This window comes from Bradyrhizobium jicamae (assembly GCF_018130215.1).
Taxonomy (GTDB): Bacteria; Pseudomonadota; Alphaproteobacteria; order Rhizobiales; family Xanthobacteraceae; genus Bradyrhizobium; species Bradyrhizobium jicamae_A.
In genome coordinates, this window is record NZ_JAFCKQ010000026.1 from 23,314 (window position 1) to 44,464 (window position 21,151).

The following is a 21,151-nucleotide window of genomic DNA, read 5'->3' on the forward strand; positions in this document are numbered from 1 at the left end:
GACGCCATATTGCCTCAACGGACCTCGGCGAGATAGCGGTCCACGAAGGCTTTTTGCACGTTTTCCATCTCGCCCCAGTCCACGCTCTTGGCACGGGCATAGTCGCTGTCGGGAAGGAATTTGCTCTTTACAGCCGCAGGCAGTTCGATCGGACGGGCTGGACGCAGGTAAGCGTTGGTCCAGATCGCCTGGCCCTTGTCGGACAGGAGATAGTCCAGCACCTTCTTGGCCTTTTCCTTGTCCGGCGCGTTTTTCACCAGGCCGACGACATAGGGAAACACGACCGAGCCCTCGCAGGGAATGACAAACTCAAAACTGCCCTTCTCAGAATATTTGGCGCGATAGGCGTTGAAATCGTAGTCGAACAGGATCGGCATCTCACCCGAGACGACGCGGGCGTAGGAGGTCTGCTTGGGCACGATCGGATCGTTCTTGCGCAGTTCCTTGAAGAAGTTGATGGCAGGGTCGAAATTGGTCGATGATCCACCGAGCGCCATGTTCACGGCAACCGCTCCGACATAGCCAACGGCAGCTGAAGAGGGATCGAGATAGCCGACCATGCCCTTGTAGTCGGGCTTCAGCAGGTCCTTCCAGCAGGCCGGCACGGGCTTGCCGCCGAGCGCGTCCTTGTTCACGAACAGGCCCAGTGTGCCGGAATGGATTGTCGTCCAGTAGCCGTCGGGGTCCTTGAGGCCGGCCGGGACCTGGTCCCAGTGAGCGGGCTTGTAGGGTTCGAGCGCATCCTGCGCCTTGGCCTTCATGCCGAACGTGACGCCGAAATAGCCGATATCGCCGACCGGATTGCTCTTCTCCGCCAGAATCTGTGCGAGCGCCTGGCCAGAATTCTTGTTGTCGTGGGGGATGTCGTAGTTGAGGTCGGCCTTGATTGCCTTCAGCATCGAAGCCCAGTCCGCCCATTCAGGCGGGCAATTGTAGCAGATGACATCGGCTGCCTTGGCAGATTGCCACGGCGCAATCAGCGTCAGCGCCAGCAGGGCAAGGACAAGGCGCACGGTCTTCATGGGAGGCTCCGGTCGAGCGGGGATGCGATGACGATTTCAACATCAACCGGGCGATCAAGTATAGGCCACGTATGAAGGTTTTGCGACGCGTTTGCTGCCTTGCAGCAAGCGGCGCGGATCCGGCGCCGGCGATCTGCCGCTCGCGGCAGTGACCGATCTTGCACTATTCTGGACGCAAACAAGAGGAAGCGCCCATGTACAATCCCCCCGGCGTCAAAACGTCACCCGATCATCCCATTCCGGATCAGATGCGAGCCTGGGTGCTCGGCGATCCGAACCACCTTTTCCTGCGCGAGAAGCCGACTCCGGTCCCGGCACGCGCCGAGGTGCTGGTGCGAATCGACGCAGTCGCGATCTGCGCGACCGATCTCGAGATCATCCACGCCGGTTCGCCGGCGAGCATTCAGGGCGGCTTGCCCTTCAACAAGAATTTCACGCCCGGCCACGAGTACATGGGCACGGTCGCGGCGCTCGGCCCCGACATCGACGAGTTCAGTATTGGTCAACGCGTCAGCGTTGAGATCCATGCCGGTTGCGGCCAGTGCAAGCGCTGCCGTCAGGGCATGTACACGTCGTGCCTGAACTATGGGAAGCCGGAGAAAGGCCACCGGGCCAACGGTTTCACGACCGACGGCGGCTTCGCCGAATACGCCGTCAATCGCATCAACACGCTCGTGAGCGTGCCCGACAGCATGAGCGACGCGGAGGCCACACTTGTGGTGACCGCCGGGACCTCGATGTATGGCTTGACGGAACTGGGGGGATTGGTCGCCGGCGAGAGCGTCGTCGTTATCGGCCCTGGGCCGATCGGGCTGCTCGCGGTTGCCGTGGCGAAGGCGCTCGGGGCAAACCCGGTCGTCCTGACTGGAACGCGCAACGGACGCCTGGCGATCGGCCGAGAGCTGGGAGCCGACCGCGTCATCAACATCAACGACGAAGATGCCGTAAGCGTCGTGAAGCAACTGACCGGCGGCGTTGGCGCGGACTATGTCGTCGAGTGCGCCGGATCGGAAGCGACGCTCAACCAAGCGATCCACATGACCAACCGTGGCGGCAAGATTTGCCTCGCGGCGTTTCCCCACGAGGCCGCGACACTGGATATCGCACACCTGGTGCGGAACAACATCTACGCTTACGGCATTCGTGGCGAAGGCCGGAGCGCGACCCACCGCGCCATGGCGTTGATGGCCGAGAAGCGGTTCGACGCGACGAAAATCCACACGCATACGTTTCCATTGGCCGATCTGCCGACCGCCCTTCGATTTGCGCGCGATCGTGTGGATGACGCCATCAAGGTCGTCGTCAGTAACCGAACGGCCGACGCGATCAAGCGCGCCGCCGAATAGATATTGCGTCGCGGCGCTGATCCGAAGGCGACTGTTCAGACAGAACAGTACCGTTCCTTGATCTCGCTATCGGCGAGCAATTCCTGCGCGGACGCGTGGTGCACCACCGCTCCCTGGTCCAGCACATAGGCGCGATCGGCGATGTCGAGTGCTAGTTCGACATTCTGCTCGACCAGCACGACAGTCGTGCCATGCGTCTTCATGTTGCGGAACAGCGCGAACATTTCATCGACCAGCACCGGCATGATGCCTTCGGATGGCTCGTCGAGCATGATCAGGTCGGGCTTTGCGATCATCGCACGTGCGATCGCCAGCATCTGCTGCTCACCGCCGGACATTGTGACGGCTTCCTGATCCAGACGTTCCGCCAGTCGCGGGAATATCTGCGCGATCTCGTCGATCAGCTCGGACTCCCGCTTTTTTTCCGGTGACGCGACGAGGCCGAGCCGCAGGTTCTCCCGCACCGACAATCCCTGCACGATTCGCCGCTCTTCGGGTACGTAGGCGAGCCCCAGCGCGAAGCGCGCATGCGCCGGCTGGTCCAGTAGCTCCTTGCCCTTGAAGATCGCCGAGCCCCGGGTCCGATCCATCAGACCCATGATCGACTTCAAGGTGGTCGTCTTGCCGGCGCCGTTGCGCCCGATCAGGCACACGATCTCGCCCTTCGAGACCTCCATGCTGATATCCTGAAGCGCGTGGCTCGCCCCATACCAGGCATTGAGCTTGCTGATCCGCAACATCCCGTCAGTGCTCCCGCTGGCCGAGATAGACACGCTTAACCGCCTCGTTTTGCCGGACCTCCTGCGGTGTCCCCTCGGCGAGCAATTCTCCGTGGTGCAGCACGAGAATGCGATCGCTGATCCCCAGCACCAGCTTCATTTTGTGCTCGACAAGGATGACCGTGCGCTCGCGAGCGAGCTTCACGATCAGATCCATCATGGTCCGGGTCTCTTCCGGACTCATCCCAGCTGTCGGCTCGTCCAGCAGCAGAAGGCGGGGCCGGCTGGCCAGCGCCATGCCGATCTCGAGCGCCCGTTGCTCGCCGTGCGCCAGTGTCTTCGCCGCGCGCTCGCGGGACTCCCACAATCCGACCAGCGCCAACAGTTCGTCGGCACGCTCGGCCAGGCCGCGGAGGCGAGCTCGTGGACGCCACATATCATATCGCGAGACCAGTGCCTGCAAACCCACCCGGATGTTCTCGCGCGTCGTCAGCTGAGGAAACACGCTGGTGATCTGAAACGATTTCGCAATCCCCATGTGTGCAAAGCGATGCTGCGGCAGACCGGTGACGTCCCTGCCCTCGAACTCGACGTTGCCGCTCGAGGGCGGAAACGCGCCGCAGAGCACGTTGAAATAGGTGCTCTTCCCGGCACCGTTTGGCCCGATAATCGACGTGATGGCACCCTTGGAAAATTCGGCTGAGATATTGTTCAGAGCAACAAACTTCCCGAACACCTTGCCAACACCCTTGGTGCGCAGAATAACCTCGCTCGATTGCCTGGCCATAGCGGTCATCGCCTGCCCCGTGCGATCAACGTGCCCCAAATGCCGGTCGGAAAGAACAGCACGCAGGCGATGAAAATGGCCCCGACAATCAATTGCCAGTGCACCGTCCACAACGAAACCAGGTTCTCCAGCACAAGGAACACTGCGGCCCCAACCATCGGGCCGAAGAACGTACCCATCCCACCGAGCAGCGCAACCATCACCACCAGACCCGACGTCTCGTAATGCATGATCTCGATCGGCACGATTGAAAGATGAAGCGCCTGGAGCGCACCGGCAAGGCCGCAGAACCCACCAGACAAGACAAAGGTCAGCAATCGTGTCAGGGTCACGTCGTAGCCCGATGCCCGCGCTCGCATCTCGTTCTCCCGTACCGCTTCTATAACCGCCCCGAACGGAGACGCAAGAATGCGCGAAAGCACGAAGAAAGCTGCGATGACGAACGTTGCAACAACGTAGTATCGAGTCAGCGGATTGATGAAATCAAGGCGCAAGCCAAACAGATCGATGGAGCGGACATTGATGCCGCGCAGGCCGTTCTCGCCCCCGGTCCAGTCGACAGCCTGATAGAAGAGGTAGTAGACGCACTGCGACAGCGCCATCGTCACCATCGCGAAGTAGATGCCTCGGGTGCGGATCGCGAGCACGCCGATCAACAGCGCAATCAGGAAGCCGCCCGTGACGCCAGCAGCGATCGCCGCGTACCATGGCCAGCCAAAATGCACGACCGCGATACCGCAAAGGTAGGCCCCGGCTCCGAACAGGGCGGCATGACCAAACGACAGTAGCCCCAGATAGCCAAACACCAGGTTGAAGCCGAGCGCATAGAGACCGTAGATCAGGATATTCACGGCCAAGGCCGTGAATGGCATCGCCAGGGGAAAGATCAGCACCACCAGAGCAGCGATGCTAGCGCGGTGCCGTGTCGCGAACTCGTACCAGCCGACCGTCGTGGTATCAGGCTGCTTGATCGCGCGTTCGGTCATGCCCGGCTCAACTCAGCAATCCGGCGCGACCGAAGAAGCCCTGGGGCCGGACGACGAGAACGACCGCCATCAGGGCGAAGATCGACACCTTGGCCATTTCGGGAGCAAACAGCGAGGTCATGCTGACGACGACGCCGACAAGCAGGCCCGCAAGCACCGCACCACCGATCGACCCCATCCCGCCGACGACGGTTACCACAAAGGCTTCCGCCAGGATGGTGCCGCCCATCTCCGGAATAACGCCCTGCAATGGCGCCGCCAACAAACCCGCGAAGCCGGCAATTGCCGTTCCAATTCCGAACACGATCAGCCAGACCCGCGAGACGTCGACCCCGAGAACGCGCACGATTTGCGGATCACGCGCACCGGCACGGATGATGAGACCGAAACTGGTCTTTTCCAGAAACAGCCAAAGCGCGAGCAGCACGACGGCCGTTGCGCCAATCACGAACAGGCGATACAGCGGGAAATATCCAACGCCGATATTGACGGCACCCTGCAATATCTCGGGCGTGTCGAAGGGATAGCCGGTTTTGCCAAAGGCGATGCGAACGCATTCGACCATCACATAGCTCAGCCCGAAGGTCAGCAGCAGCGGATAGTCGATGCCGCGACCGTAAAGCGGCCTGATCAGGACGCGTTCGACGGCAAGACCAAACAGCCCGATCAGGAGCGGCACCGCGATCAGGCAGAGCCAGAAGTTGCCGCCGAGCGAGATGAGATAAAGCCCGACATAGGCGCCGACCATGTAGAACGCGCCATGCGCGAAGTTGACCACGGTCAGCATTCCGAAGATCAGCGAGAGGCCAATCGCAAACAGCACGTAGATCGCGCCGAGAGCCAGCCCGGCGAACAGTTGCAGCGCGATCAGATCAAAGCTCAGGCCCGCCATCCCTCACCCCATAGTGGCACGCTCCACATGCGGAGCAGGCCATCACGCGTACTCAGCTCTTGTGGCCGAGGTCGTCACAGGTTCGCAGGTTCTTCTCATTCGGCTCTTCCGTCGAAAGAACCTCGAAGACGTCGGCGTCGTTCTTCATATCCCTGGATTTCGACTTGACGATGAGCACCGACTGCACGGACTGATGGTCGCATTTGCGATAGTATTGCGGTCCCTTGTAATAGTCGTATTTCAGAGCCTCCAGCGCAGCGATCACCTTGTCGGTGTCGACCGTACCCGCGCCCTTCACCGCCTCAAGCATGGCGCGCACGCCGCCGTAGGCAAGCGCGCCATAGTCCGTCGGTACTTTGCCGTCATACATCTTGCGGAACGCGTCGTTGAATGCCTTGGTCGAGGCAAACTTGTCTTCGATCCCCCAGTAGAAAGAGGAGCCTCCGATAACGCCTTCGAATGCCTGTGCCCCCGCTGCGACGCGACTTGCATGCGAAAGCACCGGCGCGATGATCTGGGTCGACTTCTTGATGCCGAAGTCGGTCGCCTGCTTGAGCGCGATCTGCTGGTCTCGACCGAAATTGCTGATGCACAGAATGTCGGGCTTCAACGCCTGCAGCCGCGGCAGCACGGTCGAGAAATCGCTCGTCCCCAACGGATGGCGGATGTCGCCGAGGTTCTCGATGTTGAATTGCTTGCCGACCTCGAGGAAGCCCCGAACCATCTCGTGGCCATAGGCATAGTCCGCGGTGAGAAACGCGACCTTCTTGCCAAATTTGGCGAAGGCGTAGCGTCCAACCGCGCCTGACGTCATATGCGGGTTCAGAGCTTCGTGGAACGTGTATTTGCTGAAGTCCGATGCCTCGTTGATGGCATCGGACTGGCTGATCGAATTGAAGATGATGCCGCGCTCTTTGGTCACGTTGTTGATCGCGAGCTGAACGGCCGCGGACAGGCTGCCCACGACGAAATTCACTTTCTCCTTCTCGACCAGCTCCAGTGTCCGCGTCGCTGCCTCGCCGGGATTCAGCTTGTCGTCGCGCACGACGAGCTCGGCCTTGCGGCCATTGAGACCGCCGGCATCGTTGAATTGGGCTACCGCCAACTGTCCGGCGCGGACCTGGTCCTGCGCTTCGGCGCCATAGGGGCCGGTCAAAGGAACCGGGAAACCGATCTTGATCGTTGCTTCCTGAGCCTGAACCAGTTTGATCCGAAAGGGCGAAACGGCCAGGACGGCCCCGGCGCCCGCGGTGGTCAGGAGGCGGCGCCGTGACATCGAGCCGGTTCTGGTGACTTTACTCGTCATGACTGCTCCTCCCCAAGAATTGTTCTGTTTGACGCGATCGTATTTGCTTCTGCTCGCGCCGTCCCCGCTTCAGATCCGTCCCAATGCCGTAAGGATAACCTGAGGCGTCAGCGGAATCTCGGTAATTGTTGCCTTGAAGGGGCGCAAGGCGTCATTCACGGCGTTGGCAACTGCAGCCGCGGCACCGGCCGTGCCGGCTTCGCCCGCTCCCTTGGCTCCCAGTTCAGATTCCAGCATCGGGGACACCACATGCCCGACGTCGATATCGGGCATCTCGCCCGACATCGGGACCAGATAGTCTGCCATATTGGCGTTGGTCAGCTGACCGCGCTCGTCGTAAATGCACTTCTCGAATAGCGCGGCGCCAAGTCCTTGTACCACACCGCCCCGGATCTGCTCGTCGACCAGTTGAGGATTGATGATCGTACCGCAATCCTCCACCACCCAATGCTTGAGCAGCCTGACAAACCCGGTGTCGGTATCCACCTCGAGCCATGAGGCCTGAACGCCGTTCGTGAAGGCGAACGGATATTGGCGCGGCACAAAATGCCGCGTCGCCATCAATTCCGGCTGGATGCCCGGCGGCAGCGTATCGGGTCGGAAATAGACGATCCGCGCCAATTCGTTCAATTCAATCCGTGGCGCACCATCGCTGACGTTGACGATACGGTCGCTGACGATATCGAGCTCAGATGGTGCGGATTGCAGGATGGCCGCGGCAACATCAAGGATATTTCTCCGTAGCACCTTTGCGGCCTGCAAGGCGGCTTCACCGCCAATGCCTGCTCCACGCGAGGCCCAGGTGCCGCCGCCATAGGGCGTATTGTCGGTGTCCCCGAGAATGACCCGCACACGCTCCATTGAGACACCGAGAACGCTACCGACAACCTGGGCTGTCAACGATTCCGACCCTTGCCCCTGTTCGGTGATGCTGGTCTGACAGATCACCGATCCTTGCGCGTCCAGCCGAACCGCAACACCGTCCTGTGAGGAAATCCGCGCACCACCGACGCCGTAAAATGCCGCACTCGGGTTCGTCACCTCGATGAAACTGGCAATGCCAATTCCGCGGTGAACGTCGCTCGCTCGCAGATCCGCCTGCTCTGCCCGCAGCGCGTCGTAGTTCATCATCTGAAGCAGCTTCTCCAGAGATGCATGGTGCGAGAGTTGCTCGAACCGCATGCCCGAAGGCGATACGCAAGGATAAGCATCATCCGCAATGAGGTTGCGCCGGCGAATCTCGACCGGGTCCATGCCGATCCTTGCGGCGGCCAGATCGACCAAGCCCTCGGTCACAGAGCAAGCGATCGGGTGTCCCACCGCACGGTATTGGCACATCACGTTCTTGTTCTGGAATACGACGCGCGTTCGTGCGCGGTAGTTCGGCGTGACGTAGGCGCCACCAACCAGATTCACGACCTGGTTGGCCTCGATGGCGCTGGTGCGCGGATACATCGAATAGGGACCGATCCCCGTCAGGTCATCGATTTCAAAGGCAGCGATCGTCCCATCACGCTTGACACCGATCCGGCCCTTGCATCGATGGTCGCGGGCATGAATATCGGTGTTGAAGCTCTCGACACGGTCGGCCACAAACTTGATCGGTCGACGCAAGAGCATGGATAGCGCGTAGGTCGCCATCTCGTCGGCATAGATGTGGACCTTGATGCCGAAGGAACCACCGACGTCCTTGCAGACAACGCGAACCTGCGCGTCCTTCAGACCCAGGTGCAAGGCTGCGATGTTCTGCACCATGTGAGGTGCCTGCGTGCCCTGATAGATCGTGAGGCGGGCCTCCGCCGCATTCCAGTCGGCAACAACGGCGCGCGGTTCGAGCGTCACACCCGTATGGCGTCCAAACACGAAGTCGGCTTCGACCACTGCATCGGATTCGGAGAATGCCCGATCGACATCGCCTGCATGATGGCTTCGCTCAAAGGCAAGATTGTCGCCAAGCGAGGCGTGAATGACTGGCGTCGATGCATTGAGCGCGGCGCTCATGTCAGTAACCGCATCGAGCTCCTTGTAGTCGACAACTATCTGCTCCAGAGCGTCTTCCGCGGCGGCACGGGTGGTCGTCACGACCGCCGCAACGGCCTCGCCCTGCCAGCAGACTCGATCGATCGCGATCGCACTCTGCGGTGCGGACTTCAGCCCCTTCAAATGCGAGAGCACGCCGATCCACGGGGTGATGACCGCCCCCAGTTCGCGACCGGTAACTACATTGATCACACCCGGCATCCGCTTTGCCGCGTCCACGTTGATCGCCACGATCGCGGCGTGCGCATACGGCGACCGCAGAAAGGCAACATGTGCCATGCGCGGCAGTTCAAGATCACTGACATATTGACCGCGGCCTTGCAGCAGTCTGTCAAGGTTCGGCCGCGGCACGGTCTTGCCGATGTAGGAATTCGGGCGATCAAGCGCTGAGAGCGCATCTTGCATTGGTTCGATCAGGCTCATGCCGGCCGCTCCATGCGGGCCTTGGCCGTCGCCTCCACAGCGTCGACGATCGCCTGATAGCCAGTGCAGCGACAGTAATTTCCGGACAGATGCTCACGGATCGCTTCGCGATCAGGCGCCGATGACTGCCTCAGGAGATCCTGCGCGGTCATCAACATTCCCGGTGTGCAATAGCCGCACTGCAACGCATTGCGTTGGCGAAACGCTTCCTGCAGATCGGCGATTTCTCCGCTGTCGGAGAGCCCCTCGATGGTCTCGACGGATGTCGCGCCTGCCTGGACGGCCAGCATCAGACACGCGCGAACAATCTCGCCGTCGACACGGACCGTGCAGGCTCCGCAGACCCCATGCTCGCAGCCCACATGGGTTCCGGTGAGCTTGAGGTGTTCACGGAGAAAATCGGCCAGATTGAGCCGCGGCAATACCAAGGCATCGACGGGCTCACCGTTTACCCGCAGCGAGATTGCAATCGGCGCGATCACCGGTCTGCTCCCGTGTCCAGTTCAGGACGGGAGAGCAGCGTAGCCACGCAGCGCCGCAACAGAACGTTTGCCAGATGTCGCCGCAGGGCTGGAGAGGCCTGCTGATCCTCCAGAGGGTCGAGCTCTTCCAGCAAAGCAGCTACGGTCTCGGTAACCGCAGCAGAGGTCACGATCCGATCAACAAGCTTGCGGGCGGATCGGACGAGCACAGGGCGGTCACCGGCCGCAAAGAAGCACAGCCGAAGATCTGCAAACCTGCCGTCCTCGACGACGGCGTGAGCGGCAAGACCTATTATGGCGTAGTCGCCATGGCGGCGGGCCAGTTCCTGAAAGAAATGGGTCGAACCGGCAATAGCGATTGGCACCTCTACCGCGACAAGCAGTTCCTGCGGTAACAACGCCGTCTCGTATATGCCCTTGAAAAACTCGATTGCGGCAATCCGGCGCTCACCACCCGGTCCCCGGATCACAATCGTCGCCCCGAGCGCGACCATGCAAGCCGGCAGCTCTGAGGCTGGGTCGGCTTGGGCCAGGCTTCCGCCAATCGTTCCCCGATTGCGAATTGCGGGATGGGCGACGTGAGCAACGGCTTCCCGCAGCAATCGCGCGTGCCTCGCAACGTCCCCCGATTTCTGCAATTCGGCGTGACGGGTGAGCGCGCCAATCACGAGCCAGTCGCCCCTCACGGCGACGCCGCGCAACTCGGCGAGGCCGCAGATATCGACCAGAATGTCCGGAGATACGAGCCGCAGATTCATCGCGGGCATGAGACTTTGGCCACCGGCGAGCACTTTCGCCTTTTCGCCATGAGCCGCCAGCAAGTCCAGCGCATTCACGACGCTGGTCGCGCGGGCGTAAGCGAAAGCCGCGGCTTTCATCTCGGCGTGGCCTCCCCGGCCCAATTTTCACTTTTCCGGATTAGAGGGCGCACTTCTCCAAACGTCAAGCTTGTTTATCGATCGATTATTTGCCGGTAAGGGACTTGTCTTCGCGATGCAGAGGACGCAGGTTCCTCGCCAACCGAACACACTGCCCTCTGGAGCAGCAGATCATGAAGCTCGGGTTCTTTACGATGCCGATCCATCCCATAGAGAAGGATTGGCGGCAGTCACTCCGCGAGGATCGTGACGCCTTCCTGCTCGCCGATGAACTCGGCTTCAGCGAGGCCTATGTCGGTGAGCACGTCACCGACAAGGCCGAGAACATCACGTCGAGCATCGCATTCATCGCCTGGATCGCGGCGGCCACCAAGCAAATCAAACTTGGAACCGGCACGATCAACATGCCCAACACACATCCAGCCGCGGTCGCCGCATCCGTCGCAATGCTCGACCACATGCTCGACGGCCGTTTCATCCTTGGCATCAGCCCGGGCGGATTACTCTCTGACGCGGAGGTCTTCGGTAATCTCGACGCGGATCGGAACGCGATGTTCCTTGAAGCAATCAATCAGGTTCTGGATATCTGGGCTGGCAAGCCACCCTATGACTTGTCGGGCAAATACTGGAATATCTCGGTCAACAAGACATTGATCGAAGGCATTGGGCAGGGATTCATCGGCCGTCCCTTTCAATCTCCACATCCGCCGATCGTCGTGACCGCAGTTGCCCCGTTTTCGAAGGGAGTGACCGAAGCCGCCGCACGCGGCTGGGAGCCGATCTCGGCAAACTTCCTGATGCCAGCCTGGGTAAAGAGCCATTGGCCCAAATACGTCGAGGGCTGCGAGCGAGCAAACCGCGCCGCCAACGCCGAAAATTGGCGCGTCGCCAAGAGCGTCTTTGTCGCCAAGGACGAGGCAACGGCGAAAGCCTACGCCATGGCCCCCGACGGGCCGTACGTCTATTACTATCACCAGCTATTCACGAAGCTGAAGCGGAGTGGCCGGCTGGAGTTGTTCAAGACTCGACGCGACCAGCCCGACTCGGAGGTTACGCTGGAGGCGATCTGCAACAAGCTCATCATTTACGGCACTGCGGGAAGCGTTGCCGATCAACTGCTGGCATTCCAGGAGGAGGTCGGGACTTTTGGAACCTTGCTTTATGCCGGCAAGGATTGGAAAGATCGCGAGCTTGGCCGACAATCAATGATTCTGATGGCCGAGAAGGTCATGCCGCGCGTCAACGCGGGCGCCGCTCGATCTTGAACATGATCACGGAGTTCATGACGTGGCATTCACGGACCGCATCCCCTATCAGGCCCAGGTCGATCGACCTAAACTCACATTACCCGGAGGCAAGAAACTAGCGGTTTGGGTCATTCTCAATGTCGAGGAGTGGCACATCGAGAATGCAATGCCGCGCACCGTCCTCAGCCCACCGATGGGGCAGCCGTTGCTGCCCGACGTACCGAACTGGTCGTGGCACGAATACGGCATGCGTGCAGGCTTCTGGCGGCAGTTCAAGGCACTGACCGACCGAAAGATTCCGGTGACCTTGGCGCTGAATGCCAATGTCTGCAATACCTACCCTCGCGTGGCATCTGCTGCGCTCGAAGCGGGCTTCGAGTTCATGGGACACGGATTTGTTCAAGGCCCGATGCACCGGCTCGAAGACCAGGCCGACGCGATCAAGCGATCGGTCGCGACCGTCGCAAACTTTTCCGGAAGGCCGCCGCGATCGTGGGAAAGCCCCGGCCTGACGCAGACCGAAGAGACCCTCGACCTGCTGCGCCTCAACGGAATCGAATACGTGGCCGACTGGGTGATCGACGACCTACCGCAAGACATCGCAACAGCGCATGGAACGATCACGACGATTCCATATTCAGTCGAGACCAACGACATCGTTATTCACGCTCTGCAACACCTTCCCTCGGAGCAATTCCTGAAGCGCTGCACCGATCAGTTCGACCGGCTCTATCTCGAAGGCGCGGAGAACGCACGAGTCATGGCCATCTCGTTGCACCCCTACATCACGGGAGTTCCGCATCGAATCAAGTATCTGGAAGCGTTGCTCGACTACGTCATCGGCCACGAAGGCGTGGCGCTGATGACGGCCAGCGAAATTGGCGATTGGTATCGGGCCGAGATGGCGAAGTAATACCTCTCAGCTGACAGCCTTGATCGGTGTTTGCCCGCGGTCGCTCGAGCCCTGGGACAGGCATTCAAAGCCCGCCAAAAAGATATCCAGCGCGTCGCCGATCATCTGCGCCTTGTCTTCGAGCACCGGGGCCTCATAGATGTACTTCCGCACACCATAGTAGAAGATGCCTCCGTGAAACACCCAGGCTAGCTCCAACTCAGCCGCACTTGGCCTGCCTTGCATCGGAAGTCCCGCCTCGTGACGACACTCCCTTATGATGCGGCTCAGGATCTTGTCCTTCACCATTCCGACGTACCAACGATTGATGTCCAGGCCTTTCAGGCCGGAGTAAAGATAAATCCGGAGCCACTTTCGGGTGAAGATCGCGTCGGTATAGGCCTCGTAAAATTCCTGAAGCCGTTGGCGGAGCGGACGAGTGCGATCGGATAGCAGCATATCCCAACCGGTCTCGAGCGGACCAAGATATACTTTTCGGTAAACCTCCTTGATGAGATCATCCTTGCTCGGAAAGTAACGATAGAGCAGCGGCTGGGTGACACCGAGCTTGCGCGCCAATGCCCTGGTACCGCCGCCGAAGCCCTCTTCCGCGAACAGTTCGGTCGCCTTATTCACAAATTCGGTCCGGCGATCATCGGCAGATAATCGCCGTTGCTTGCGCTTCATCGGCGTCCTGCGGTTCATGGCGTCTTGTCACCGTCGGGAGCAAGAAATCGGCCAAACTGGCCTCTCGCGAACAGCAGCGGCTCTTTCTGATTGTAGGCATAGGCCTCCACCGCCCCCAGGAAAATGACGTGGTCGCCTCCGTAATAGCGATTGGCCGCTCGACACTGAAAACTGGCGACCGCGTCCGCAAGCACCGGCGCATTTCCGAGGCCTGGCCTCCAGGTCACACCTGCGAACTTGTCGCCGGATGACCTTGCAAACTGCGATGCCAGGACGTCCTGGGATACACCGAGGACGTTCACCGTGAAGTGGCTGGAATTCTGGAAGATCGCAAGCCCCTGCGAGAACATGCCGAGGCTCCACAGCACAAGCGGCGGATTGAGCGACACGGATGCGAAGGAGTTGCAGGTCACTCCATACGGCTTTCCGTCATCCGACATAGCCGTGACAATGGTGACACCGGTCGCAAACGTGCCGAGCGCGTTGCGAAAATCACGAGGATCGATCGTCGAATTGTCGGCTGCGAGCTCGTTGGCTGGATCCACCGGGTGCTTGGGTGCGTCAGACATCCACTCGGCCTCAGAGCGTCAGATTCTCGGACGGTAGCCCAAGCGCGACTCGCCCAAAATTGGTCCCCGCCGCATCGAAGTTGAAAGCGAGATGCGAATTCACTGCATTTGCGTCGCGGAACTGTCGCTGCAGGGTTCCGGAGAGAAACAAACTGCGGGCGCCGCTCGCAGTGAACAGAAGTGACACAGCGTCGGTGCAGAGATTGACCGAGAAGGCACCATCGCGTCGGAGCTTTGTCTTTGCCGCCATGCTTGGAATATGGCCGCGCCGAACCTTGGCAAGCACCTCGACACAATTGGTCCGCATGATGAGGCGCGCCGCGTCTATCTTTGCCGATGCCTCGGCAATCTTGATCTGAGTGGTTTGCATGTCGCCAAGCTTGGCCCTGTTGTACGTCGAAGCGCGATGCCGCGCGATCTCGACATAGTCGTCAAGGCAGGCTTGGGCGTTGCCCAACCCGACGCCGGATAGCACATAGGGAAATAGCGAGAACACAGGAAGCGTATAAAGCGAATTCGTGTTGACGACGCTTCCTGGGGTTGGACCGCCCGTCAGATCGCCGACAGCCACGGTCATGTGCTGCGGAACGAATACGTCCGTCACGCGGACGTCGTTCGATCCCGTTCCTCGCAATCCAATCGCGTTCCAGGTGTCACTGATCCCATAGTCGCGCTTGTTGATAAGAAAAAGCCGGTACTCGATCCCGTCGGCCTCGTCGTCGGATGCAACCACACCGGCAAGCATGTTCCAATCACACGACTCCACTCCCGACGAGAACGGCCAATGGCCGTTTAGCACATATCCGCCGTCGGCCTTCGTGGCCCGACCGGCCGGGAAGACGAACGATGACGCGATCAGCGTGCCCGGATTGTTGTTCCAGACGACGTTCTGCGCTTCCAGCTCGAACATGCCGAGCATCCAGTGATGGCTAGCCAGGTTGGCAAAATTCCAGGCGACGGACGCATCTCCCTGACCGAGGGCGTCGGCGCAGTCGACCAGAGCAACATAGTCGAGTTCGCTTCCGCCGACACGGCGGGGCTGCAATATTCGAAACAGCCCCATGTCATGAAGATCCCGCTCGGTCTCTGGCGGCAATCGTCGGAGTTCTTCGGTCCTGGACGCCCGTTCACGCAATACTTGAACAAGCTCCATTGCCCGCGCAACCATGGTCGCGCTGTCGGCGGTACTTGCCGCCGGCGGCGCATCGACGTCGTGCTTGGGGCCGTTCCCAGCCATTGACGTTCCCTCGAAGCGTTACCTACAATCGGGTCCAGTCCCGAACATTTTATCGATGGATCAAAAAGGATCAAGCATTCCCGCGTGCATTTCCGAGGGCGCGATCATCGAACTCGCGGCAGACCGGACTCTGTCCCGGTCATCAAGCAGAACCAACCACTGGAGTATTGTATTGAGCTTCGAGTGCGCTCCGCGAGGGATGGCCCGTCCCGAGTTCGGGTCATCGTCGATGACTTGACCGGCAGGTGCTCGTCGCAAAAAATATTGCAATGGCCTTCGGGTTGCAGATCAACTCGATATCTCACCTCGCCGGGCTTGTCATAAGCGCTTCTTTATCCGCTCCTGCTACTTGAGTTAGCGGAACCTGGTCCGCTCGTCCTGGTCCCCCTCCCCCTCTAGCGCTGATGACCGCAGCCAATTCCCAAATGCAAGGCCTTCTGTCGTAGTGTACCAACAGTACGCTTGGTTAGCTTAGCGATCTTCGCGACCGGAGTCCGCGCTTTCGAATGAAATTTCAGCTCCTTGTCGGATGCATTCCACTCGCGTTGCTTGGCGCGTTTCTTCTTTGCCTTCCTCAACGCAGCTACTCCTTTCGAACGAGAAGCGACTCGTACCATGGCCATTCAATCATAGCGACGGTCAACCCAGAGAAAATCGCGAAGCCTCTCCGACTCGGCGAGATGTTGAAGGCCATTTGCAAAGATTGGCAACGTCTTGTCGCGGCTTAGCGCGACATCGACAAATTGAACGCGGAGAACTCGGCCGCTCTCGATCGCATGGCTGGCTCGATCGAACCATCAAGACGCCGACCTCGCAGCGGGCCGTCGTTTCTTTTTCTTGGCGACAGGCGTTGGACCGTGCAAATCGGACGCCAAGCACAACCCGAAGTACTCTCGCACGCCGCGGCTCGCCAGCAGCGCTTTTGCAGGATTAATCCGACCGACGTTGACACGGCGCATCTATCGTGAATTGGGCCTGCAATTGCGCAACAAGGCGCCCAAGAGACAGGCCCATGGCGGCCTGCAGATGCGCGAACGCAGCGCGCTTGGCGGCGGACCATCCCATTAATGGTGACGCCCGCGGCTGAGCGGAAGGCTGTCGCCCATCTCATGGATGCCCCCGGGATGAGCGAACGGCGGGCGTGTAAAACCTTAAGACCATCGGCAGCTGCCGCATGACTGCATGACTATGAGATACAAGACGATCCGGACGGACGATGGCGGCCTTCGCCAGCGTATGAAGGCGATCGCTCATGAGCGCCGCCGCTTCGGCTATCGGCGCGTGCATGTCCTGCTCAAGCGGGAGGGCTATAGGGTCAACCACAAGAAGCTGTTCCGGCTTTACCGGGAAGAGAAGCTTGCAGTGCGCCGCCGTGGCGGCCGCAAGCGCGCTATCGGGACTAGGGCGCCGATGACGGTGCCGATGGCGCCGAACGATCGCTGGTCGCTCGACTTCGTGTCGGATCAGCTGACCTGCGGCCGCCGCTTCCGCGTCCTCACCGTGGTCGATGACTGCACCCGCGAATGCCTGGCGCTGGTCGCCGATACCTCGCTCTCCGGCCTGGCGCGGGAACTGGACCGGCTGATGATCGAGCGCGGCAAGCCGAAAATGGTGGTCAGCGACAACGGCAGCGAGCTGACCAGCAACGCCATCCTGACATGGGCGGATCAGAGCCGCGTCGCATGGCACTACATTGCGCCGGGCAAACCCATGCAGAATGCCTTCATCGAGAGCTTCATCAACGGGCGCATGCGCGATGAACTGCTCAACGAAACCCTGTTCTTCGACCTCGACGACGCCAGGACAAAGATTGCGATGTGGGTTGCCGACTACAACAGTGACCGTCCTCACTCGTCGCTGAAATACCTCACCCCGGCGGCCTACGCTGCCACATTCACCGCAACGGGCGATCGGCTGCGCAATCCCGACCAGCTCCGCCGATCGCCCGTTGCTCCACCTGCGCCATTTGGCGTACAAAACCCCGAGACTCTGACTGAAACTGGATGAAAATTCAGTGGCAGGTCACTCCAGGGTAGTATTGCTGCCAGTGCAAGCCGCACGATCCTCTTTATCTCCAACGAGCCGCCAGCCGCCGATGGATCTCGAGAGATGCCTGCCCGGACACCGCGGAATTCCCACCTTCCACTCGTAATGTCGCGCACATGATCGGCAATGGTACGAAAAATGCGAGTTGCAGGTGTTCTTTCGCCCATTTCAGAAACCTCATCACGCAATCTGAGGCGCGAACTGCTCCCATCCCACAAAATGAGAATTAGTCGCTTCGAAGGTCGTCTACCAATTTGAAGAAACCGTGCGGGACCTTATCAATTGTAATATCACCATTGTTGCTTGCTGCGTCTACTTTCACCCTAAAAAGTCGTTTCCAGCCAGGTTGGTCAGTGTCAAATTGAAAGGTTATCTCTGTTGTCTGTCCAACGCGCGTCCAGTTCCCCTTATGCTGAAAGGCTCCAGGCGCTTCCCTCCAATTGGACTTGCCGGATCCAGCGGCAACGCTACCTTCAAAGACTACCACTCCTTTCCAATCTCCGATCTCTAGAGACCAGCTCCCAATTAGCCTCTCAACCCAGTGGGTACCCGCGAGCGAAACGCCAGGCGCATATTCAGGCTCGGGATCTTTGATCAACTTACCGCCTCTTGCGACCTTCGCATAGAGATTGTTCTCATCCGCGAAAGGCGCTGATAGGAGAGCTTCCTTCCTCTTGAATAGGTCAGCGTCGTCCGTTGCCGGTCCGGCATAGTCGCCGACCTTCATGCCAGGATAGTCGCAACTCTTAACGCTCTTTACTTGATAAGCAGTCCCAATTCGCGTGTATCCGACGATATTTGCATTCGTAACTATCTTTGAAATTTCCATCAAAAGTTCAGCGCCTGCCGTGTGGGACGCCATCTTGCAAGCCATGAAGAGGAGGTATGAGTTGGGTTCCAAAAAGTCGTTGATCAGCGACAGATTAGCTTTGAATTTGGCTATGTTCGGGACTGTAAGAGCGCCGTCTTTCAACAGTTGATCGCTCTGCGCTTGAGTTGACAGCGCTGCGCTTGGGTTCACGCTCTCTATATCAATCAGACCGTCCCAACCGTGAGCCATGATAGCCAGGCGGCTGCACTTGTTAGGCAACCCCCTCATGAAGGTAACGAGTTCGGAGAGCAGCTTGAACCTGACTGCGTAGTTCCAGTCGAAATCTACTCTCCCCTTATATTTCGAATCGTCGCGGTCTTTGATGTCGCTTGTTGGGGGTGCATCCGTGCAAACCAGAATGGGTGCACCATTGGTAGAAGCCCACAACTTGTAACCCATGAGGGCGCCTCCCGTGAAGGACAGCTCGAAATTCCTGCAATAAACCGACAAACCTTCGGGCGACCAGTTAGACCATAGGTCTGGTAATTTTCCAAACAGACATTAAGCAATGTGAAGCAACGTGCCGAAGTTGGCAGCTCGTCTTCAAACAAACGCTCGCGAGTTACCTACTGGGCCCGCAGGCCCTCGGGGTTGTCGTCTCTGGCGCCCTATGCCGTCATTTCACGTCGTCGCGTCGTGCGGCCAGGCAAGTGTGACGGACTCGTCACGTATCTTATCTTTCTTCTGCTTGAAAACGTCGTGGAGCATGTCTCGGACTTTTTGGCCGCGGAGCACGTCCGGGCCGGGCCAACTGGGACAAGATGAATGTCCTAATCCGTGGCCGCGCTTCCATCCATGACGAGATGAAGCGTCGCGCGACCGCCGATTACGAGACGTTGACGGCGGCCTGAATCGCACCACGAACTTTACCCACGTCGCATGGGCCGGCAAAGCCAATGTCGTTGAAGACGAGGGCAGTCTTGAATTGCCGTTCCACGAAGCACGGGAGGACGGTAGCCCAAACACAAACCGGATAACGCACGGCGTAGCGAATTAAGTTGGCGAATTAAGTGCCTCGCGGCAGTCACGAATTGCGGGCGTCGAGCGACAGTCACCTGACGGCCCGAGACGCAATCACGCCGCATCGATTAATTTCAGAATGTTGCAGAAGCGTAACACAAATCTCGCTGGAAGACATTAGTATGAATCGTCTTTGGGGGATCCGATGAAGCTGTCATTCCGTTTGATTTTTGGTCTGGCACAGACCTGCGCTGTTGGCGTCGTGGTGCTGATGTCAGGCGGGGAAGCGTCGGCGCAGATCTTCTGCCCGTCGACCATACCTGGCCAGGCCGGTATCATCCTACAGGGAGGTACCTGTACGAACGGGACGACGGGGGCTTATTCCAACGCCGCGCTTGCTAGTCAGGCGTTGAGTGATCTTTCGGAATCCACCACTCAAGAAACTGCACGCACAACCAACGCTGCGATTGCGGACCGACGTCATGTCGAGGCGGAACGTTGTCCCGACGGGCTGGAGCGGGTAAATGGCGTGTGTCAACGTCCGCCGGTCAGCCCAACCGTGGCACCCGTTTCCCGCCCCCCCGCTCAATCATCGAAGAAAGAAGCTGCCCGCGCAACGAAACACCGTGGACAACCGCCGAAGGCAGAACCCCCCACGCTTGTCTACAAGGCGCCGGTTATCCCGTACATTGATGAAGGCGTACACCTTGCAACGTGGGCACGAGCGTTCGGCGACTACGAGCGTCGAACCGGCTCAGGGACAAGCAGCATCAATTGCTGCCAAGCGGTCGTCGGCGGTGGTATACCGATACCTCTTACTCTCTCCGCGACAAGCGACTCTCGTACCTATGGATTTGTGGGCGGCCTCGACTTCACGCGGCACAATCTGTTCGGGCCGGGCGACGGTCTGATCGCCGGATTCCTTTTGGGATACGCGGAGACGAATCTAAGCCTATCAACAACGTCCATTTCAAGTTCACCCGGGAATCTCTCGAACGGCGCTAGCAGCCTTAGAGCTCAGCTTTATGGCCCAAGCGTGGGTGCTTTCGCGACCTACTACAACGGTGGCTTCTCGATCGATAACACCTTCAAAACTGATTTCTTCCATCTCAATGAAAGTTTCACAGACTCGCTGGCTTTCACAGCCAACCTTGGAGTGAACCCAACTTCTGCGACCTTCTCGTCGGGAGGCTCGACGGATCTTGTGAGCTACAACAGCTTCGGTAACGTGAACTACCGCTTCCAGGTTTCCGACCGTTTGTGGATTGAACCCACCGTCGGCTACAATTACACCAGCACGCATTACGAGTCCGCCGCGGCGCTTCTCGGGCTTTCAGATGGATACTTGCTCCGGGCGCAAGGCGGCGCTCGCTTTGGCGCCGATTCCTATTGGAACGACGTGCGAGTGACAACAGTAGTTACTGGCTTGGCGTATGACGACGTGATTGTGCACGGCGGCGTCATTGAGAATGCTGCGTTCGGCACTGCTACCAACCTGCTACTTGCTGGTGAAGGAAAGGTGCGTGGTCAGGGCGTGTTCGCCGTGAATTTTGACTACGGAAGGGGACTCTCGAGCTTCGTGCTCGCCAATGTCCGTGGGGGCGATGGACTGTTCGGAGCAGGAGGCAGCGCGGGCATCCGCTATCAGTGGTGAGTTAAAGTCGGATGATCGAAGGCTTTGGCAGCGCTCAACGTGATCAAGAGAGGCGCTGTTTTGGTCTCGCTGCACCATGACATGTCCCTGAATTTTCATCCGGCGGC

Annotated in this window: 18 protein-coding genes and 2 pseudogenes; 6 read left to right on the forward strand and 14 right to left on the reverse strand. The window is 59.4% G+C overall.

The genetic code is table 11. The annotated features are described in order from the left end of the window. Positions 1-14: 14 nt before the first annotated feature. A complete protein-coding gene (locus tag JQ586_RS24790) occupies positions 15-1,022 on the reverse strand; it encodes an ABC transporter substrate-binding protein (protein ID WP_212397234.1) in 1,008 nt (335 codons plus the stop codon). Positions 1,023-1,216: 194 nt separating this feature from the next. Between JQ586_RS24790 and JQ586_RS24795 the strand changes: the two genes are divergently transcribed. Then, on the forward strand, positions 1,217-2,368 hold the full coding sequence (locus tag JQ586_RS24795; RefSeq protein ID WP_212397235.1) for a zinc-binding dehydrogenase: 1,152 nt from the start codon (positions 1,217-1,219) through the stop codon (positions 2,366-2,368). Between the two features lie 35 nt (positions 2,369-2,403). On the opposite strand, the gene JQ586_RS24800 is transcribed toward JQ586_RS24795, so the two are convergent. The 8 genes from JQ586_RS24800 to JQ586_RS24835 form a co-directional block, all read right to left on the reverse strand. Then, positions 2,404-3,108, reverse strand: a complete 705-nt coding sequence (locus JQ586_RS24800; protein WP_212397236.1) for an ABC transporter ATP-binding protein — start codon at positions 3,106-3,108, stop codon at positions 2,404-2,406. Between the two features lie 4 nt (positions 3,109-3,112). Further along, positions 3,113-3,883, reverse strand: a complete 771-nt coding sequence (locus tag JQ586_RS24805) for an ABC transporter ATP-binding protein (protein ID WP_212397237.1) — start codon at positions 3,881-3,883, stop codon at positions 3,113-3,115. After that, positions 3,880-4,860, reverse strand: a complete 981-nt coding sequence (locus JQ586_RS24810; RefSeq protein WP_212397238.1) for a branched-chain amino acid ABC transporter permease — start codon at positions 4,858-4,860, stop codon at positions 3,880-3,882. Before JQ586_RS24810 ends, JQ586_RS24805 begins: the two co-directional genes overlap by 4 nt. Positions 4,861-4,867: 7 nt before the next feature. Beyond that, positions 4,868-5,752 carry a branched-chain amino acid ABC transporter permease gene (locus JQ586_RS24815; RefSeq protein WP_212397239.1) on the reverse strand — a complete coding sequence of 295 codons (885 nt, stop codon included), beginning with the start codon at positions 5,750-5,752 and terminating at the stop codon, positions 4,868-4,870. Positions 5,753-5,804: 52 nt separating this feature from the next. Next, complete coding sequence (locus JQ586_RS24820) at positions 5,805-7,058, reverse strand: ABC transporter substrate-binding protein (protein ID WP_212397240.1); 1,254 nt, start codon at positions 7,056-7,058, stop codon at positions 5,805-5,807. A gap of 69 nt (positions 7,059-7,127) precedes the next feature. Further along, the gene (locus JQ586_RS24825; RefSeq protein WP_212397287.1) at positions 7,128-9,503 is read right to left on the reverse strand and encodes a xanthine dehydrogenase family protein molybdopterin-binding subunit; all 2,376 of its coding nucleotides are present in this window, start codon (positions 9,501-9,503) and stop codon (positions 7,128-7,130) included. Positions 9,504-9,517: 14 nt separating this feature from the next. Then, positions 9,518-10,003, reverse strand: a complete 486-nt coding sequence (locus tag JQ586_RS24830; protein WP_312017015.1) for a 2Fe-2S iron-sulfur cluster-binding protein — start codon at positions 10,001-10,003, stop codon at positions 9,518-9,520. Next, positions 10,000-10,881, reverse strand: coding sequence for a xanthine dehydrogenase family protein subunit M (locus JQ586_RS24835; protein WP_212397241.1), 882 nt, complete (start codon positions 10,879-10,881; stop codon positions 10,000-10,002). The genes JQ586_RS24830 and JQ586_RS24835 overlap by 4 nt, the downstream gene beginning before the upstream one ends. Positions 10,882-11,054: 173 nt before the next feature. On the opposite strand from JQ586_RS24835, the gene JQ586_RS24840 reads away from it, so the two are divergent. Together JQ586_RS24840 and JQ586_RS24845 are read left to right on the forward strand one after the other, a co-directional pair. After that, entirely contained in the window at positions 11,055-12,146 is a 1,092-nt protein-coding gene (locus JQ586_RS24840; protein WP_212397242.1) for an LLM class flavin-dependent oxidoreductase, read from the forward strand. A gap of 22 nt (positions 12,147-12,168) precedes the next feature. Next, the gene (locus JQ586_RS24845) at positions 12,169-13,041 is read left to right on the forward strand and encodes a polysaccharide deacetylase family protein (RefSeq protein WP_212397243.1); all 873 of its coding nucleotides are present in this window, start codon (positions 12,169-12,171) and stop codon (positions 13,039-13,041) included. A gap of 6 nt (positions 13,042-13,047) precedes the next feature. On the opposite strand, the gene JQ586_RS24850 is transcribed toward JQ586_RS24845, so the two are convergent. The 4 genes from JQ586_RS24850 to JQ586_RS41595 form a co-directional block, all read right to left on the reverse strand. Then, positions 13,048-13,707 carry a TetR/AcrR family transcriptional regulator gene (locus JQ586_RS24850; protein WP_249148074.1) on the reverse strand — a complete coding sequence of 220 codons (660 nt, stop codon included), beginning with the start codon at positions 13,705-13,707 and terminating at the stop codon, positions 13,048-13,050. Between the two features lie 14 nt (positions 13,708-13,721). Then, on the reverse strand, positions 13,722-14,276 hold the full coding sequence (locus JQ586_RS24855; RefSeq protein ID WP_212397245.1) for a flavin reductase family protein: 555 nt from the start codon (positions 14,274-14,276) through the stop codon (positions 13,722-13,724). A gap of 10 nt (positions 14,277-14,286) precedes the next feature. After that, positions 14,287-15,444 carry an acyl-CoA dehydrogenase family protein gene (locus JQ586_RS24860; RefSeq protein ID WP_249148086.1) on the reverse strand — a complete coding sequence of 386 codons (1,158 nt, stop codon included), beginning with the start codon at positions 15,442-15,444 and terminating at the stop codon, positions 14,287-14,289. 464 nt (positions 15,445-15,908) lie between these two features. Beyond that, a complete protein-coding gene (locus JQ586_RS41595; RefSeq protein ID WP_409334544.1) occupies positions 15,909-16,136 on the reverse strand; it encodes a hypothetical protein in 228 nt (75 codons plus the stop codon). A 307-nt stretch (positions 16,137-16,443) separates the two neighbouring features. Between JQ586_RS41595 and JQ586_RS41600 the strand changes: the two are divergent. Next, positions 16,444-16,557 (forward strand): annotated as a pseudogene (locus tag JQ586_RS41600) (IS3 family transposase); the annotation flags it as partial. Positions 16,558-16,580: 23 nt separating this feature from the next. Continuing rightward, positions 16,581-17,520: pseudogene (locus JQ586_RS24865) on the forward strand (IS3 family transposase); the annotation flags it as partial. A 265-nt stretch (positions 17,521-17,785) separates the two neighbouring features. On the opposite strand, the gene JQ586_RS24870 reads toward JQ586_RS24865, so the two are convergent. Beyond that, positions 17,786-18,829, reverse strand: a complete 1,044-nt coding sequence (locus tag JQ586_RS24870) for a hypothetical protein (protein WP_212397247.1) — start codon at positions 18,827-18,829, stop codon at positions 17,786-17,788. Between the two features lie 766 nt (positions 18,830-19,595). Here JQ586_RS24870 and JQ586_RS24875 point away from each other — a divergent pair. After that, a complete protein-coding gene (locus JQ586_RS24875; RefSeq protein ID WP_212397248.1) occupies positions 19,596-21,044 on the forward strand; it encodes an autotransporter outer membrane beta-barrel domain-containing protein in 1,449 nt (482 codons plus the stop codon). Positions 21,045-21,151: the final 107 nt, after the last annotated feature.